This window comes from Comamonas sp. (assembly GCF_036643215.1).
Taxonomy (GTDB): Bacteria; Pseudomonadota; Gammaproteobacteria; order Burkholderiales; family Burkholderiaceae_C; genus Comamonas.
The window spans coordinates 117661-135445 of sequence record NZ_JAVXSJ010000012.1; the positions used below are offsets into that span (position 1 = coordinate 117661).

Sequence of the window (17785 nt, forward strand, 5' to 3'; positions counted from 1 at the left end):
CCTAAGGTAATGGGTGGGTGCGAGATGTCGTCAAAAAATCGTGAATCGCAAACAGCGTAGCGTCGGGCGATTCTGTCATCTGGTTGTGGCCGTTGGTGATCATTTGTACTTTGACTGTTTTACCTGCAGCTTGTGCCGCGGCGATCAGGCCTTTGGCGGCTTTGGGCGGTGTCATCTGATCTTGCTCGCCCAGTACAAACAAAACCGGGCAGGTGATCTGGGCCATGGCTGCTTCACCGCCGGCATAGCGGTCGCAGGCGGTAAAACCTGCGTGCAGCAAGTTGGTGCCGGCATTGCTGGCCAGCACGCGGCGGCCCAGCGCCATGCCTGCACCAAACACCCAACTGCCCGCGCCATTGGGCGGTGACAGCGTTGCGCGCGAGAAGGTATTGACCATGGCAATGGCTTTTTCGGGCGTGTTCAGGGCCGATTCCAGCAGCGCGGGAGAGACCTTCATGGGGAAGGCCGTGCCCACCAGCACCAGATGGCTGATGCGGTCTCTGAGCATGGAGGCTGCTTCCATGGCAATCAGGCTGCCCCAGCTGTGGCCGATCAGGGCGGCTATTTGCAAGCCAGCAGCGTTCATTAATTGGCCGATGAAAGTGGCAGCACCTTCAACCGTCTTTGGCGCTGCGCCACCGCTTTTGCAATGGCCGGGCAGATCCAGCGCCAGCACATTCCAGTCGTGGTTGGCGATGTAGCGGCTTTGCAGTGCCCACACGCTGTGGTCGCACAGCACGCCGTGAATGAAGATGGCTGTGGGCTTGGCGGCATCGAACGCCTTGCCGCCGGTATAGGCGTAAATATCTGCCCCTTGAACTTGGATACGCATCGTTGTCTCCCGATTTTTTTAGATGTCCGCAATCAGTCGCTTGCCCATCGATACCGTTTTGTCGTCGGTGTAACCCAGGCTTTCGTAAAAAGCGATGACCGTTTCGTTGCCTGCGCGCACTTGCAGGTTCAGCTTGGGGCAGCCGCGTTCGGTCAGCAATTGCTCGGCTTGCTGCATCAGCTGGCTTGCATGGCCTTGGCGCTGGTGCGATGGGTGCACGGCCAGGTAGTTGATCCAGCCACGGTGCCCGTCGTAGCCCACCATAACGGTCGCCATCAACAGGCCTTGGGCATCGGTGCCAATTAAAAATAGCTCGGGCGACACACTCAATTTGCGCGCAATGTCTTTGTGCGGATCGTTCCAGGAGCGTGTCAGGCCGCAGTCGCTCCACAACTGCACAACCGCTTCGGTGTCTGCCGGTGCAAATACACGGATGTCCATCACGCGGCTTTTTCTGCGGCCTTCAATGCGCGCTTCAGATCGTCGATCAGGTCGTCGGCATCTTCCAGGCCAATCGACAGACGAATCGTGCCTTGGCTGATGCCTGCTTGCGAAAGCGCTTCATCGCTCATGCGGAAGTGCGTGGTGCTGGCGGGGTGGATCACCAGAGAGCGGCAGTCCCCCACATTGGCCAGGTGGCTGAATACCTTGAGCGTTTCAATAAAGGTCTTGCCCTGATTGCGGTTGCCGGCAATGTCAAAGCTGAACACCGAACCCGCGCCTCGCGGCAGCAGTTTTTGGGCCAGAGCGTGCGATGAATGCGACTCCAGCATGGGGTGGCCCACGCGGCTGACGAGGGGGTGGCTGGCGAGGAACTGCACCACTTTTTCGGTGTTCTTCATGTGGCGCTCCATGCGCAGCGGCAGAGTTTCGATGCCTTGCAAAATCAGCCATGCGCTGTGCGGGCTCAGGCAGGCGCCAAAGTCGCGCAGGCCTTCGCGGCGGGCGCGCAGCAAGAAGGCACCCACGGTGCTTTCCTCGCTGAACACCATGTTGTGAAAGCCATCGTAGGGCTCAGTCAGCTCGGGGAATTTGCCCGATTTTTCCCAGTCAAAACTGCCGCCGTCCACCACGATGCCGCCGATGACGGTGCCGTGGCCCGAGAGGAACTTGGTCGCAGAGTGATAGACGATGTCCGCACCATGTTTCAGCGGCTGCATCAGCCACGGCGAGGTGAGGGTGGAGTCCACCAGCAGCGGCACGCCAGCCTCATGGGCGATAGCGCTGATGGTGGGAATGTCCAGCACATCCAGCCCGGGGTTGCCCACGGTTTCGCCAAAGAACAGCTTGGTATTGGGGCGCACGGCGGCTTTCCAACCGTCGATGTCGCCGGGCTTCACAAAAGTGGTCTCAATCCCAAAGCGGCGCAGCGTGTAGTGCAGCAGGTTCTGCGATCCGCCATAAAGGGCGGTACTGGCCACGATATGGCTGCCCGCGCCCATCAGCGTGGCAATGGAGAGGTGCAGTGCCGCTTGCCCGCTGGCTACGGCAATTGCGCCCACGCCGCCTTCAAGGGCGGAGACGCGCTGCTCCAGCACCGCGTTGGTGGGGTTGCTGATACGGCTGTAGACATGGCCGGGCCGCTCCAGGTTGAACAGGCTGGCCGCGTGGTCGCTGGATTCAAAGACAAACGAGGTCGTCAGGTGAATGGGCGTGGCGCGTGCGCCGGTGGCGGGGTCGGGCTGGGCACCTGCGTGCAGGCTCAGGGTGTCAAAACCGGGGTCTGAGTAGCCGGGCATGTCTTGTCTCCGTGATGATTTTGATCGTTGAAGGCGACATTGCGCCCGCAACAAATGTTTTGACTTGACGAATTGACGATTGATTTTGTAGAAAATCAACTGTTTCGTCAGTGTTTTCGTTTTTCTGACCTCGGCCCATTGTGGGCTATATTGGTGCACGCACTCGCATTTTGCGCACAGTGATGCCGCACGTGCTGACACGTGCAGGACAAATACGGCCAGAGTGCAAACCAGATTCGGAGAACAGCAATGAAAGTAAGTGACATTCTGCGCGTCAAAGGCAACACCCTCTATACGGTGTCGCCCGATGAAAGCCTGGCTGCTGCGGTGCAGGTGATGTCGGATAAGGACATCGGCTCGCTGGTGGTCATGGAACACGGCGATGTGGTGGGCATGCTCACCTTCCGCGAAGTGATTCAGGGCTTTGTGAAAACCGGCGGCGTGGAGCGTGCCTCCGTGCGCGGCGCCATGGACGATGCGCCCATGACCTGTACCATGGAAACCGATATGGACGAGGTGCGCCGCATGATGCTTGACCGCCACGCGCGTTATATGCCCGTGATGGACAAGCGCATGCTGATGGGCGTGATCAGCCTGTATGACGTGGCCAAGGCCGTGGTGGATAGCCAGAACTTTGAGAACCGCATGCTCAAGGCCTATATCCGCGACTGGCCTGAAGGCGAGCGCCAGGGCGCTGATTAATCCATCCCTCGCTCCAGACCCCAGCCCCGCTTGATGCGGGGTTTGTTTTTTGTGGGCAGCGTTACTGGCGATGGCTGGCGCAGCACAGTGCCAACCCATGAAACGCAGAGCGCTGGCAAGCCCGCAGGCATAATTGGCAGCCTATGAGCGGCAATACCTTCGGCACAATTTTCACGGTCACCAACTTTGGTGAATCCCACGGTCCAGCCATTGGCTGCGTGATTGACGGCTGCCCCCCGGGCATGGCCTTGAGCGAGGCAGATATCCAGTTCGATCTGGATCGCCGCCGCCCCGGCACCAGCAAGTTTGTCACCCAGCGCAACGAGCCCGATGCGGTCGAGATTCTCTCGGGCGTGTATGAGGGCAAGACCACGGGCACGCCGATTGCGCTGCTCATCCGCAATACCGACCAGCGCAGCAAGGATTACTCCAACATTGCGCAGAGCTTTCGCCCCGGCCACGCTGACTACGCTTACTTTCAAAAATACGGTATCCGCGACCCCCGTGGCGGTGGCCGCTCTTCGGCCCGTCTGACAGCGCCCACCGTGGCGGCTGGCGCAGTGGCTAAAAAGTGGCTCAAAGAAAAGTTTGGCACCGAGTTCCGCGCCTGCATGACGCAGATCGGCGAGCTGCCTATCGGCTTCGAAAGCTGGGACCATGTGCCCAACAACCCCTTCTTTGCCCCCGTGGCGGATGTGACGCAGTACGAGGAATACATGGAGCAGCTGCGCAAGAGCGGCGACTCCTGCGGTGCTGCGCTGCGCGTGAGCGCCAGCAATATGCCTGTGGGTCTGGGTCAGCCTCTGTATGATCGCCTGGACGCCGACATCGCCTACGCCATGATGGGCTTGAACGCCGTCAAGGCCGTAGAAATTGGCGCAGGCTTTGACAGCGTGGCCCAGCGCGGCACCACGCATGGCGATTCGCTGAGTCCCGAGGGTTTTCGCAGCAACAACGCTGGCGGCATCGTGGGCGGCATCAGCACCGGCCAGGACCTGGAAGTGCGCATTGGCATCAAGCCCACCAGCTCCATCATCACGCCGCGTGAATCGATTGATGTGCATGGCAATACCGCCGAAGTGATTACTAAGGGCCGCCACGACCCGTGCGTGGGCATTCGCGCGGCACCCATTGCCGAAGCGCTGCTGGCGCTGGTGGTGATGGACCACGCGCTGCGCCACCGCGCGCAGAACGCGGATGTTGATTCGGGTCTGGCGCCCATTCCTGCTTCCGCCGCCTGACATTAAAAAGACCGCGTTGTGCGGTACAACCAGAAGCTCAGGAGAGTCGTGATGGTTGTAGCAAACAATAAGTCCAATCAACGCCAGCCCCGCGCTTTGTCGCCGGGCTGGCGTTGTGCATTTCGAAGCATGGCAGCAGGCGTTGCTGCGGCGCTGTTGTCGATAGGTCTGTCGGCCTGCGGTGGCGGTGCGATCAAGCCCGCCAGCATGGACATCACCTTGCTGGGCTTCAATGACTTTCACGGCAATCTGGAGCCACCCAGGCAAGCCGTAGTGGCGAAAAACGCGCAAGGACAGAGCGTGGCGGTGCCCGCAGGCGGCGCGGCCTATCTGGCGCAGGCGGTTGCCGAGCGGCGTGCTGCCAGTCGCCATGTGGCGGTGGTGACGGCGGGGGACATGATTGGGGCATCGCCCATCGTGTCATCGCTGTTTCTGGATGAGCCCACGATTGAGGCGCTGAACCTGATGAAGGTGGACTTTGCCGCCACCGGCAACCACGAATACGACCAGGGCGCTGATGAGCTGCTGCGCATGCAAAACGGTGGCTGCAAGAAGTTCACCAGCAAAGAGCCTTGCCAGCTCAGCAAACCCTTCAAGGGCGCTGCGTTTCAGTATCTGGCGGCCAACACCATCCGCGAGGATGGAAAACCGCTGTTCCCTTCCACAGGCGTGAAGTTTTTTGAGCAAGACGGCTTGCGCATTGGAGTGGGTTTTATCGGCATGACGCTTAAAAACACGCCGCACATGGTGCGCCCCAGCGGCGTGAAAGGGCTGCGCTTTACGGCAGAGGTGCTGACGGCCAATGTGCTGATTCCGCAGCTGCGCGCGCAAGGGGCTGATGTAATTGTGGTACTGGTGCACGAAGGCGGCAGCACCACAAGCAGCCTGCAGGACCATAGTTGCCAAGGACTGTCTGGCGATATCGTGCCGATTCTGGAGCAGCTCTCTGCCGAGGTGGATGTGGTCATCTCCGGCCACACGCATCGGGCCTACCTGTGCGATTACGCCAAGGTCAACCCCAAAAAGCCATTTTTATTGACCAGTGGAGGCCTGTACGGCACGCTGCTGACGGAAGTAAAGCTCACTGTCGATGCGCGCACGCGCCGCGTGAGCCAAAAGTCGGCAAGTCAGAATATTGTGCAAGGCGAGGCCTATACCGGCAGCGCAGGCGTGGTGGCGCTGCAGCCCGACTTCCCGGTCTTTGGTGCTGATGCGGACGTGGCGCAGCTGGTGGCCCGCTACAAGGCCGCTGCGCAGCCCCTGGCAGCGATGCCGGTGGGGAGATTGGCAGCTGCAGCCTTGCGCATGCCTCACAGCAATGGCGAAAGCGTGGTGGGCCGCATGGTGGCTGACAGCATTTTGGCAGCCACACAAGATGGTGCGGCGGGCGGGGCGCAATTGGCCTTTATGAATTCTGGCGGCGTGCGCGCCGATCTGGTGCCGGATGCCAGCGGGCAGGTCACTTATGGCCAGCTTTTCAGCGTGCAGCCCTTTGGCAATACGCTGATGGTGATGAGCCTGACTGGGGAGCAGATTCGCCAGGTGCTGGAGCAGCAGTTCAACAGCGGCACCAACACCGTGGATGCGCCGCGCATCCTGCAGGTGTCGCAAGGCTTTGGCTACCGCTTTGACCGCAGCCAGAACGCAGGGCAGCGGGTGAGCGATATTCGCCTCAACGGCCGCCCGCTGGACATGGCTCAAACCTATCGCGTGGGTCTGCAAAGCTATCTGGGCACGGGCGGCGACAACTTCAGCATTTTTATGCAAGGCACTGAGGTCGTGGGCGGCATGCTGGATGTGGATGCGCTGGTCGAGCATGTGCGCGCGCAGAGCCGGGCAGCACCCATGGCGCTACCGTTGCAGGAGCGTATTGCGCGCGTCTATTAATAAAAATGAATGAAAAGTGCCTTGAAAACATTGATTAACAAGTGCTAAATGCTCTTGAATTAATAGCGTTATCAGTTTTGAATCGCCCAAAAACAAAGCCACCCGAGGGTGGCTTTGGTGTGTCTGATCGATGTATCAAATAGATGTATCAGCTGGCAGCCGGCTTCTTGGGCGCTTTGGCCTTGGGGCTGCGGACTTCATCCATGATGTTGGTGAAGTCGTCCACATCCTCAAAGCTGCGATAGACGCTGGCAAAGCGGATATAGCCCACTTTGTCCAGGCCCTTGAGCTCATCCATGACCAGCTCGCCAAGGCGGCTGGAATCGATCTCACGCTGGCCCAGATTGAGCAGCTTGTCTTCGATGCGCTCTATGGCAGCATCGATGAGTGCGGTGCTCACCGGGCGCTTGCGTAGAGCAATTTTGAAAGAACCTTGCAGCTTGGCGCGCTCGTACTCAATGCGACGACCATCTTTCTTGACCACGGTTGGAAAGCTGACCTCGGGCCGCTCATACGTTGTGAAACGCTTGTCGCAGCCACCGCAACGGCGGCGGCGGCGAATGAAGCCCCCATCCTCGGACTCGCGCGTTTCGACAACTTGCGTGTCCGGGTTGCTGCAGAAGGGGCACTTCATGGTGTGTCAGCGCAGCAGAATTTACTTGCTGTAGACGGGCAGCTTGGCGGTCAGTGCGGCAACCTTTTCACGCACGGCAGCCAGAGTGGCTTCGTCTGTGGGGTTCTCCAGCACGTCGGCCACCAGGTTGGCAGTGATGCGGGTTTCTTCTTCGCCGAAACCACGGGTGGTCATGGCGGGAGTGCCGATGCGGATGCCGCTGGTCACGAATGGCTTTTCGGGATCGTTGGGGATGGCGTTCTTGTTCACAGTGATGTGAGCCAGACCCAGAGCCGCTTCAGCAGCCTTGCCGGTAATGCCCTTGGCGCGCAGGTCCACCAGCATGACGTGGCTTTCGGTACGGCCGGAGACGATGCGCAGACCGCGTTCGGTCAGCGTATCGGCCATGACCTTGGCGTTCTTCACCACTTGTTCCTGGTAGGCCTTGAACTCGGGAGTCAGGGCTTCCTTGAACGCGACGGCCTTGCCGGCGATCACGTGCATCAGCGGGCCGCCTTGCAGGCCGGGGAAGATGGCGCTGTTCAGTGCCTTCTCGTGCTCGGCCTTCATCAGGATCACGCCGCCACGGGGGCCGCGCAGGCTCTTGTGGGTGGTGGTGGTGACCACGTCAGCGTGGGGCACGGGGTTGGGGTACACGCCAGCAGCGATCAGGCCAGCGTAGTGAGCCATGTCCACCCACAGAATGGCGCCGACTTCCTTGGCGATCTTGGCGAAGCGCTCAAAGTCGATGTGCAGAGCGTAGGCAGAGGCACCGGCCACGATGATGCGGGGCTTGTGCTCACGCGCCAGCGCTTCCATCTTGTCGTAGTCGATGGCTTCGTTGGCGTCCAGACCGTAAGAAACGGCATTGAACCACTTGCCGGACATGTTCAGTGCCATGCCGTGGGTCAGGTGACCGCCTTCGGCCAGGCTCATGCCCAGAATGGTGTCGCCGGGCTTGGCAAATGCCATCAGCACAGCCTGGTTGGCCTGCGAGCCGGAATTGGGTTGCACGTTGGCAGCTTCAGCGCCAAAGATTTTCTTGATGCGGTCAATGGCCAGTTGTTCGACCACGTCCACGTGCTCGCAACCGCCGTAGTAACGCTTGCCAGGATAGCCTTCGGCGTACTTGTTGGTCAGCTGGGAGCCCTGGGCTTCCATCACGGCGGGCGAGCAGTAGTTCTCGCTGGCGATCAGCTCGATGTGCTCTTGCTGGCGATGGTCTTCAGCCTGGATGGCGGCAAACAGTTCGGGGTCGACTTTAGCGACGGTATCGGTGCGTTGAAACATGGCAGTCCTGTGAACTTGAAATTCCCTTGAGGCCAAGGGCTGCCCAGGCGAACGGCTGAAACGCTTGTGGTTGCAATCGCTGCGACCTTGGGCGGTACGCTCCCCGGTGGTTCACAGACCTTGCAGTCTGCTGGTTTCCACGTCAGCGGCAGAAAAACTCTGCGCCTATCGCCAGTTGCGTACACCCTCTAGTGTAGCTGAGCTGACCTATCTCAGAACCGTATGCCCGCTTTTCCCGCAGGCTTGCGTTTGGGCATAAAAAAAGCTGGCGCTAAGGCCAGCTTGAAAAAATTCGACAGTTTATGGTTTGAAAACTTACAGGCTGGAATCAGCCACAGCGACTTGCTGAGCGTGAGACACGGTGGTGGACTCTGCTTCCTTAGGCGCAGCAGACTTGGCTGCGGGCGTCGCCGTGTTGGCGGCAACCAAAGGATTGGAACGCAGACCAGCACCCTGGCGCATACGCTGATGCTCGGCCAGCACCTTGGCGGCATAGCCACCATCGCTTGGCAGATTGGCAGCGCCCACGTAGTAGCGCAAGCCACCTTCGATGGAGCCGGCGCGGGCAATGCATTCCTTGAGCACTTTGACGCCAACCTTCAGATTGGTCACGGGATCAAACGCGGCATGCTGGCCGCCAAAGCTCTCGTACTTGTCAGTGTGAATCTTGGTCATCACCTGCATCAGGCCTTGGGCGCCGACAGGGCTTTGGGCAAACGGGTTGAAGCTCGATTCAATGGCCATGATGGCCAGAATCAGCGTGGGGTCCAGCTTGTTGGCTTTGCCCTGTGCATAGGCTTCGCTGACCAGAGCTGCAATGGGCTCGGGTGCAACGCGGTACTTGGTGCTGAGCCAGTAGGCGACAGCAGCTTGCTCCTTGGGCAGGCTTTTGGGGTTGACTGCGGTGGCGCGGTCGCTGGCGACAATGATCTCGGAAGTGGGGGCTTCTTCGACGCTGGCTTCAGCAACCACGGGCAGGCGGGCATCCAGCCACTGACGCAGCTGAGTTTCGCCAGCCAGACGCAGGTCTGGGCGAGAGATGAAAATCAAGGCCGAAATGGCCACGGCCAAGCCCAGGAGGGCGAAACCGTTGTGGGTAAGAGCAAGAAAACCGTTGGCCGTTTTGTGGCCCAACGTTCGCGCAGAGGCGACTAATTTTCCTGACGCTGGCATAGCTTGTCCTTTCTTGGCTATCGCCCGAGGTGGAACCGGGTCTGTGACACGGTGCGACCAGGGCAGCACGCCGATGAGGTTTGCTGCGGGCCGATTAAAAGCACCCCGGCGGGGCGCTGATCGGTCTGCTCAGTCGTGAGGCAGCGGAAACAAAAAACGCTCATTTCGAGCGCTGGCGGATTCTAAAAGTCCTCTTAATGCATAGTCAATACTAACAGTGCGACTTGTTAGACTTTAAAAGAATATAAAAACTGTATGCGCATACAGCGTGTAAAAAAATTGACAGCAAACCTCAGTGTGCGCAAGAGGGGTTCATGCTGATTTCGTGACATCTGTCATGAAGGCGAAAAAAAGTGCAAAAAAGCGGGTAACCCTTCACGAGCACAGATATAGTGAATCTGCCTGCACATCGCAGGTGCTTGCCAAAGGAAAGGGAAAGCAAACTCCGTCATGGCCTTTGATTCCACAGGCTACTGGCACTTGCTCTTTATCTTCGCTTGAGGCACCAAAGGGAGCAATCTTTGCTTCCAGCGGCAGGGACCACACCCTCCTTGACCGCGAAAGACGGCCCCGGTCTTGTACCGGCCGTGAAGCCCGGAAAGACGGTTTTGCCCGCTTCCGGGCTTTGTCGTTTCTGGGCTGCGGTTGCCTGCAGCCATATGCCGCGTATTGTTTGCATTTTTCTGTGATTTCAAGAAGTGCAAGGCACGGCCTGTGGCGCAAACTTCTCCTTGGAAATCGTCTTGTTCTCTATTTATATATAGAGCGCTGTTTTTCAAGGCCACAGGTCGCACAAGGTACAGTTGTCCTCTGGCGTCTGATGCGCCCTGTTTCTGAAAGCCGGAGGGGCTTTCAGCCTTTGCCTGAATTAAAAAATACCCATGTCTTTGCTTACATCGAATCGCTGGTTGCGCCGGCTGCTCGGGTCTGTTCTTGCCCTTTTGCTGCTATGGCTGCTTTTGTGGGCGGTGGTGCCCGTAGTGGCCAAGAGCCAGCTGGAAAAACAGGCCTCAGACAAGCTCGGTCGCGGCGTGCATGTGGGCAAGATTGAGTTTTCGCCATGGGCACTGTCCATCACCTTGCATGATCTGGTGGTTGATAAAGCTATTAAAAAAGTAGCTGTAAACGCTCATTCCCAAAGCGCTGAAGGTCAAAAAGACCTTGAATTTTCAGCCCAGCCCCAGCTGGAAATCAAGCGCATCTTTGTCAATGCCAGTGCGCAGTCTCTGTTCAGGCTGGCCCCTGTGCTGGATGCCATCGAGGTCGATGCGCCAGTGGTGCGCCTGACTCAGCACTCGCTGGGCAAGCTCGATATTGATGATGTGATCGCCAAACTCTCCGAGCCCAAAGACGAAGAGCCGTCCAAGCCGGTGAACTTTGCGCTCTACAACATTGCGCTGCGCGATGGCCGTGTTGAGCTCAATGATGAGTCTGTGCAGCGCAAGCATGAACTCAAGGGCTTGCAGCTGAGCATTCCTTTCATCAGCAATCTGAAGTCTAAGCGCGAGATCAAGGTCTTGCCGCATCTGGCGTTTGACCTCAATGGCAGCCAGTTCGATACCTCGGGCGAGAGCACGCCGTTTACCGATAGTCGCCAGACAGCAATGTCGCTGAAGTGGGACAAGATCGACCTCACGCCTTATCTGGGCTATGTGCCCGCCAGCGTGCCGGTTCTGCCGCGTTCGGGTGTGCTGGATACGGACTTGCAGATTCGCTTTGAAGAAAAAGAGCAGCCGGTGGTGAGCGTCAGCGGCAAACTGGCCTTGTCGGGCGTGGAGTTGCAGGATCGTCAGAATGCGCCGCTGCTGAGCTTTGAGGCGCTAGAAGTTCAACTCAAGAACGTGCAGCCGCTGCAAAACCAGATTGCGCTGGAGGCTGTGCGCTGGGTCAAGCCTGAGGTGCACGCCAGCCGTAATGCGCAAGGGGTGATCAACTGGCTGGGCTTGAACACGGCTGCGGCTCCTTCCGCGCCAGAGGTGCAAGCATCGGCAGAGACTGCTGGCAAGGCGGAAAAAAAGGCTGAAAAGCCTGCCAAGCCATTGGCAATCAACGTGCAGCAGTTCGATATTGATAGCGGTACCGTGCATTGGCAAGACCTTGCAACAGGCGCTCAGCCTGCGGTTTTGACCCTGGCGCCGCTGGCAGTGCAGGTCAAGAACATTGCCTGGCCCATGAGCGAGCCGCTGAATCTGACCGCAACGACTGGCCTGCATTCTGGCGAGCAAGCCAAGGCCGAGGGCGCTGCCCAACTGGCGGTAGATGGCCAAGCCACGGTGAAAGACGGCAAGCTCAAGCTGAAACTGGAGCAACTGCCGCTGCAGTGGGTGCAGCCCTATATTGAGGCGCACTTCAAGCCGCAGCTGAGTGCCATGCTCAATACCGATGCTGAAGTTTCCTGGGGCGAGGGCGGTGTGGTGGCACAGGTGGCAGAGCTGACGGCAGACAAGCTGCAGCTGCAAGACAAGCAAGCCCCTGTCACGGTTGAGCAGATCAAGGTGACGGGTGTGCAGGTCGATCTGGCTGCGCAGCAGGTGCAGGTGGAGTCGATTGCCGTGCAAAAACCCCAGCTGGCCGCGCTGCGCGATGCGCAAGGCCACTGGATGTATGAGCGTTGGTTGCCAGCGCCGGGAGCCAAGGCGGCAAAGCAGGGTGCCAAGGCTGGTAAAGCGGAGCCGGGCAAGCCTTGGTCCGTCAAGCTGGCTGCTGTAGCGGTGGATGGCGGTGTGGTGCAGTTCCGCGATGCTGCGCCTGTGCAAGGGCAGGATGCGCAGCCTGTGCAGCTGGATGTGAACGCGCTGCGTGTACGACTGGGCGCTTTCGAGCCGCTGGCTACCAAGGCCGCGCCTACGCCGCTGGAAGTATCGGCACAGCTGGCAGCCAACCGCCGCGTACAGGCGGGCAACCTTCAGTTCAAGGGCCAGTTTGGCCTGACACCGGTGTCTGCCCAGGGGCAGTTGCAGGCCCGCGCTGTGCCCCTGCATGCGTTTGAGCCTTACTTCGGCCACAAACTCAATGTGGATCTGATTCGTGCGGACGGCAACTTCAGGGGCAAGGTTAACTATCTGGCCCATGCCAAGGGTCCGCAAGTCGCCGTGCTGGGCGATGTAGAGCTGAATGACCTGCGCATGCGCTCCACACTGGCTGCGCCCGTGCAGGAAGAGGCAGTTAAACCAACCACGGCCAAGGGCGCGCTGACGGCGGTGCTCAACGACTCCACGGCTGACCGCGCCAAGGCCATGGCGGCCAAGACCGGTCTGGGGCTGGGCGACGATTTGCTGGCCTGGAAGACGCTGGCCCTGCGCGGTCTGGATCTGAATATGCTGCCCGCTCAGCCGCTGCGAGTGAGCGTGCGCGAGACGGCGCTGAGCGACTTTTTTGCCCGCGTTATCGTGCAGCGCAACGGTCGTATCAACCTTCAGGACATTGTGAAGACCGAAAAGTCCGAGCAATCAGTGGTGCAGAACGAGCAGAGCAACGCGAAAGTGGCTGCGGGTGAAAAGCCTGAGGCGGATAAGGCGGTGGCAGATAAGGCTGTGGTTGTGGCTGAACCCGCCAAGCCTGCAGACAGCGGCCCTGCGCCTGTCATCAAGGTCGGCCCCATTGTGCTGACCGGCGGCAAGGTGCAGTTCTCTGACTATTTCATTCAGCCCAATTACTCGGCTGACCTGAGTGAGCTGAAAGGCCGACTGAGCGCCTTCTCGTCTGAAGCGCCTGCGGGCCAGGCTGAGCCGCAAATGGCGGATCTGGAGATCAAGGGCAAGGCCCAAGGCACGGCGACGCTGGACATTGGCGGCAAGATCAACCCGCTGGCTAAACCGCTGGCGCTGGATATTCGTACCCAGATGAATGACCTGGAGCTGTCGCCGCTGTCGCCTTACTCCATCAAGTACGCGGGCTACGGCATCGAGCGCGGCAAGCTGTACATGGATGTGAACTACAAGGTGCAGCCCGATGGGCAGCTCACCGCATCCAACAAACTGGTGCTGCGTCAGCTGACCTTTGGCGACAAGGTCGAAGGCGCGCCCGCATCACTGCCCGTCAAGCTGGCCGTGGCTTTGCTGTCCGACCGCAATGGCGTGATTGACCTGGATGTTCCGCTGAGCGGCTCGCTCAACGATCCTCAGTTCCGTCTGGCGCCCATCGTCTTCAAGGTGCTGGGCAATATCATCATGAAAGCCGTGACTGCGCCGTTTGCATTGCTGTCGGGCGCGTTCTCAGGCGGCGATGAGTCGGGTGGGGTGAGTTTTGCACCGGGCAGTGCGCAGCTTGATGCCAAGGCCAAGGATCAACTGGCCAAAATTGTTAAATCGCTTAATGACCGTCCGGCACTCAAGATGACGGTGGTGGGGGAGGCGCGTGAGGCGGAAGACAAGGAAGCCTGGAAATTGGTCGAGCTCGATCGCCTGCTGCTGGCCCAGAAGCGCCGCGCTGCCATTCGTGAAGGCAAGAGTGGTGATGACGTGGTTGATGTGAGCGATGCCGAGCGTCCCGCGCTGCTCAAGGCGGTTTACGGCCGCGCTGACATCAAAAAGCCCCGCAACATGGTCGGAATGGCCAAAGAGCTGCCCGCCGACCAAATGACGGCCTTGCTGGTGGCCAGCATCACCGTGCCAGATGACGCCATGCGTGAGCTGGCACTGGCGCGCGGGGTGGCGGTGCGTGACTATCTGTCCACTCAGAAGCTGCCTCTGGAGCGTCTGTTTCTGGGCGCTCCCAAGCTCGATGTGAAGGATAAGGACTGGACGCCGCGCGCTCAGCTGAGTCTGTCTGCACAATGAAAAAAGCAATGCGAAATCCTTTGTGATTTCGCATTTTTTGGCTTGCCTTTAAATAAAGGCGAAAATACCGCTTTGCCCAAGCATGCAGATGCTTGGGCTTGCGCTTGGAAAGTCTGCCCTCATGTGGGTTGGCACTGGTCTGTTGCAGCGTTGACTGCGAGGGCCTCCAGGCATTTTCTGACCCCTACATGACATCTATCTCTCCTAGCAGCACCATGTCTGATGCATCTGAAGTGAACCCGGCCTCTGCCAAGAATTCTGAGCAACATCCGCTGGATGCATTGACAGGTGGTGCTTTCTCCGCCGAAACCTCGGGTGATCGCGCTGCGCGCATCCGCGATTGGCTGGCCACTCAACCCACGGTTGAGCAACTCCAGGACGTTCACAAAGAACTGAGCAAGGGCGACAAGAGCGCCGCCCGCGCAGTGCGTGAGCGTCTGGATGAAATCCGTCGCACCGCCAATCAGGAAAAAATTTCCGTGGAATGGGCCGAAAAGGCCCAGGCTCTGCTGGCGGCAACGCCATTTGACGCTGCTGCCGCAGCAGCCTGGCAGCGTGATGCCGCCAAGGCTGGCGCCGCGCTGTCGCGCGAGCCCCTGTCGCAGTTCAAGGCCCAGCTGGCCGAGCGTGTGAAAGCTGTGGAAGACCTGCAGCACCGCACGCAAGTGCAGCGCGAAGTGGCTTTGCTGCTGGCTCAGCGCATTGAAGTGCTGTCCACCAAGTCCTGGAAAGACGCCAAGTCCGTGCTTGAGGCACTGGGCGCCGATGTGGCCCGCTGGCAAGACCAGGCCAAGGAACTGACTGGCGACGCCAGCTGGACCAGCGTTGACAGCCGCTTCCCTCCTCAATTGGAAGCAGCATCCGCACAGCTGGCGCTGGTTTGGGATGCTTTTCAGTCTGCATTGGCGCAAACCGAGGCTTCTGCTGCTGACGAAACCGCGCCTTTGCCTTCCGTGCCCGTCTGGGCCGATGAAATCCGCGTAGCCCGTGGCCTGCCGCCTGAAGCGGCTGCTGCTGAAGCTGCCAAGCCTGCTGCAGCCCGTCCTGCGGCTGGTGGTCGTGGCAAGCCTGCTCCTGAGCAGGTCGAAGCTGCCAAGGCCGGCCTGAACCAGGCTCTGCAAGCGCTGAAGGCTGAAACGGCAGCTGGCAACAGCAAGGCAGGTTCTGAAGCCGTGCAAGCCATGCGCGCTGCCATCAAGGCCCATGGCCGCTTTGTGGACGAGGCTCTGGTGAGCGAAGTGCACGAAGCGCTGATCGCCGCCGGTGAAGCTGCTGGCTGGCTGCGTCAGAACGCAGACAAGCTACGTGAAGAGCTGGTGGCCAAGGCTGAAGCCATGCTCAACCGTCCAGACGGTCAAGTGCTGGGTGGCCGCAAGATTCAGGAAACCCTGCGTAACCTGCGTGAGCAGTGGAAGCTGGCTGACCAAGGTGCCATGGCTAACCATGCGCTGTGGAAGAAGTTTGACGAGGCCTGCAACGCTGCCTACAAGGTGGTCGAGTCTTGGCACGACAAGATTCGTCAGGACAGCACCGAAGCCAAGACTCAGCGTCTGGCTCTGGTGGAAGAAATCAAGGCATGGGCTGCTGAAAACGTCGCCAGCCAGGACTGGAAGAACATGCTGCGCGCCCTGCGCCAGTTTGGTGAGCGCTGGCGCGAAAGCGGCCATATCGGCGAAAAGCTGTTTGCTGAACTGCAGCCGCTGTTCAAGCAAGCGATGGCTGCTGCTGAAGCGCCTTTGCAAGCTGCACAAAAGGCCAGTCTGGATCGCCGCCACGCCATGATTGGCGAGGCAACGACTCTGGGCGAAGCAGCCAGCCTGCGCATTGATGCTGTCAAGGCGCTGCAGCAACGCTGGCAAGCCGAAGCACAGGTGGTGCCGCTGGATCGCAAGCACGAGCAAAAGCTGTGGGATGCATTCCGCAAGCCTCTGGACGATGCCTTCAACCGCAAGAGCGTGGAGCGTGGTTCGCGTGCGCCCGCTGTGGAATTGTCTGAGCATGACCGCCGCGTGATGGAAGCTTCCAAGTCTGTGGAAGCCGCCAACGCCAGCGGTGATGCGCAGAAGATCCGCTCGGCTCTGGCCGAGCTGGAAGCTGCCATCAAGGCTCAGCCCGCTGCTGTTGCTGCCAAGACTGAAGAAAATCAGGCGCAAGCCCAGGCAGATCAAGCGCCTGAAGCTACTGAAACAGAAGCAGCTGCTGAAGCTCCTGTGACTGCCAAGCCTGCCCGCCCCGTGGTGGCAGTGCGCGGTGATGACCGCCCCGGAATGAAGAAGGAAGCTGCTCCTGCAGCTGGTGGCCGCCCGGGCGATCGCCGTGATGGCGGTCGTGGTCGTGACGGTGCCCGTGGTGATCGCGGCGGCCGTGATAGCCGTGACATGGGTCGTGGCCCGCGTGAATTCATCCGTGAAGATCGCGGCCCACGTCTGGCTGATCCAGCCTTCCGTGCTCAACGCGATGCGGTGGAGCATGCTCAGGAAGCCCTGCGCAAGCTGGCGGCTCAAGCCCATGGCGAAGCGCTGACACAGCTGCTGGGTGCCTGGCAGGCGCGTGACGCAGAGCAACTGCCTTCGGCCCAGCAACTGGGTGGCAAGGTGACAGCTCCTGTGCGCACTTCATGGTCTGCCGCTGTGGTTGCAGCTCCCAAGGGCAATGCCGCTGAAGCGCTGCTGCGCCTCGAAATGGCTGCCGATGTGCACACGCCTGCCGACCAGCTGAACGCACGCCGTGCGCTGCAGCTGCAGATGCTGACGCGTCGCAATGAGGCATCGCCCCAGCAGACATGGGGTCAGGATGTGGCAACTGTGCTGGCTAGCACCAGCGACGAGGCTTCTGCCCGCCGCCTGCAGACTGCGCTGAAGCAACTGCTGCGCAAGTAAGCGATGGGTTTTGCTGCCCGCTGTAGCGGTAGCAAACGCCAAATGTAAAAGGGAGCCATCAGGCTCCCTTTTTTATGGCTCAGCTTGTTGCAGAGGTTGGCGTTCAGGTGTTCAGTGGGGCAAACGAAAAAGCCGTTGCATTTGCATGCAACGGCTTTTTGTATTTGGTGCCCAGAAGAGGACTCGAACCTCCACGATGTTACTCGCTAGTACCTGAAACTAGTGCGTCTACCAATTCCGCCACCTGGGCTTTCAGAGTGATTGAATTATATAGCGGGAAAACCAGCACTCAGGCGAGTTGCTGCACTTTTCTCAAAAATGTGAGGGTGTGAGGAAGAGGGTGCAAGAAACGAAAAAGCCGTTGCATTTTCATGCAACGGCTTTTTGTATTTGGTGCCCAGAAGAGGACTCGAACCTCCACGATGTTACTCGCTAGTACCTGAAACTAGTGCGTCTACCAATTCCGCCACCTGGGCTTTCAGAGTGATTGAATTATATAGCGGGAAAACCAGCACTCAGGCGAGTTGCTGCACTTTTCTCAAAAATGTGAGGGTGTGAGGAAGAGGGTGCAAGAAACGAAAAAGCCGTTGCATTTTCATGCAACGGCTTTTTGTATTTGGTGCCCAGAAGAGGACTCGAACCTCCACGATG

Annotated in this window: 11 protein-coding genes, 2 tRNA genes and 1 riboswitch; of the genes, 5 read left to right on the forward strand and 8 right to left on the reverse strand. The window is 59.4% G+C overall.

The genetic code is table 11. The annotated features are described in order from the left end of the window. Position 1: 1 nt before the first annotated feature. The 3 genes from RSF91_RS10545 to RSF91_RS10555 are packed head-to-tail and all read right to left on the reverse strand — an operon-like array spanning position 2 to position 2571. Positions 2–832, reverse strand: a complete 831-nt coding sequence (locus RSF91_RS10545) for an alpha/beta fold hydrolase (protein ID WP_332568373.1) — start codon at positions 830–832, stop codon at positions 2–4. 18 nt (positions 833–850) lie between these two features. After that, complete coding sequence (locus tag RSF91_RS10550) at positions 851–1273, reverse strand: GNAT family acetyltransferase (protein ID WP_332568374.1); 423 nt, start codon at positions 1271–1273, stop codon at positions 851–853. Next, complete coding sequence (locus RSF91_RS10555) at positions 1273–2571, reverse strand: O-acetylhomoserine aminocarboxypropyltransferase (protein WP_332568375.1); 1299 nt, start codon at positions 2569–2571, stop codon at positions 1273–1275. Before RSF91_RS10555 ends, RSF91_RS10550 begins: the two co-directional genes overlap by 1 nt. Before the next feature lie 249 nt (positions 2572–2820). Between RSF91_RS10555 and RSF91_RS10560 the strand changes: the two genes are divergently transcribed. From RSF91_RS10560 to RSF91_RS10570, 3 genes are all read left to right on the forward strand, one after another. Then, positions 2821–3273: a CBS domain-containing protein gene (locus tag RSF91_RS10560; protein WP_332568376.1), complete on the forward strand. Its 453-nt coding sequence runs from the start codon at positions 2821–2823 to the stop codon at positions 3271–3273. 143 nt (positions 3274–3416) lie between these two features. After that, a complete protein-coding gene (aroC, locus tag RSF91_RS10565; protein WP_332568377.1) occupies positions 3417–4514 on the forward strand; it encodes a chorismate synthase in 1098 nt (365 codons plus the stop codon). Positions 4515–4565: 51 nt separating this feature from the next. After that, positions 4566–6401, forward strand: a complete 1836-nt coding sequence (locus RSF91_RS10570) for a bifunctional metallophosphatase/5'-nucleotidase (RefSeq protein WP_332568378.1) — start codon at positions 4566–4568, stop codon at positions 6399–6401. A gap of 148 nt (positions 6402–6549) precedes the next feature. Here RSF91_RS10570 and nrdR read toward each other — a convergent pair whose 3' ends face one another. The 3 genes from nrdR to RSF91_RS10585 form a co-directional block, all read right to left on the reverse strand. Continuing rightward, positions 6550–7035 carry a transcriptional regulator NrdR gene (nrdR, locus tag RSF91_RS10575; RefSeq protein WP_169106835.1) on the reverse strand — a complete coding sequence of 162 codons (486 nt, stop codon included), beginning with the start codon at positions 7033–7035 and terminating at the stop codon, positions 6550–6552. A gap of 21 nt (positions 7036–7056) precedes the next feature. After that, positions 7057–8304 carry a serine hydroxymethyltransferase gene (gene glyA / locus RSF91_RS10580; RefSeq protein WP_332568379.1) on the reverse strand — a complete coding sequence of 416 codons (1248 nt, stop codon included), beginning with the start codon at positions 8302–8304 and terminating at the stop codon, positions 7057–7059. Positions 8305–8338: 34 nt separating this feature from the next. Beyond that, positions 8339–8493, reverse strand: a riboswitch (ZMP/ZTP riboswitch). A gap of 126 nt (positions 8494–8619) precedes the next feature. Beyond that, positions 8620–9477 carry a lytic transglycosylase domain-containing protein gene (locus RSF91_RS10585; protein WP_332568380.1) on the reverse strand — a complete coding sequence of 286 codons (858 nt, stop codon included), beginning with the start codon at positions 9475–9477 and terminating at the stop codon, positions 8620–8622. A gap of 881 nt (positions 9478–10358) precedes the next feature. Here RSF91_RS10585 and RSF91_RS10590 point away from each other — a divergent pair. Further along, complete coding sequence (locus tag RSF91_RS10590; protein ID WP_332568381.1) at positions 10359–14255, forward strand: DUF748 domain-containing protein; 3897 nt, start codon at positions 10359–10361, stop codon at positions 14253–14255. 215 nt (positions 14256–14470) lie between these two features. Continuing rightward, positions 14471–17134 (forward strand): DUF349 domain-containing protein, encoded by a 2664-nt coding sequence (locus RSF91_RS10595; protein ID WP_332568388.1) that lies wholly within the window; start codon positions 14471–14473, stop codon positions 17132–17134. A 165-nt stretch (positions 17135–17299) separates the two neighbouring features. Here RSF91_RS10595 and RSF91_RS10600 read toward each other — a convergent pair. Both RSF91_RS10600 and RSF91_RS10605 read right to left on the reverse strand, forming a co-directional pair. Further along, positions 17300–17384: transfer RNA gene (locus RSF91_RS10600), tRNA-Leu, on the reverse strand. 141 nt (positions 17385–17525) lie between these two features. Further along, positions 17526–17610: transfer RNA gene (locus tag RSF91_RS10605), tRNA-Leu, on the reverse strand. Positions 17611–17785 lie beyond the last annotated feature (175 nt).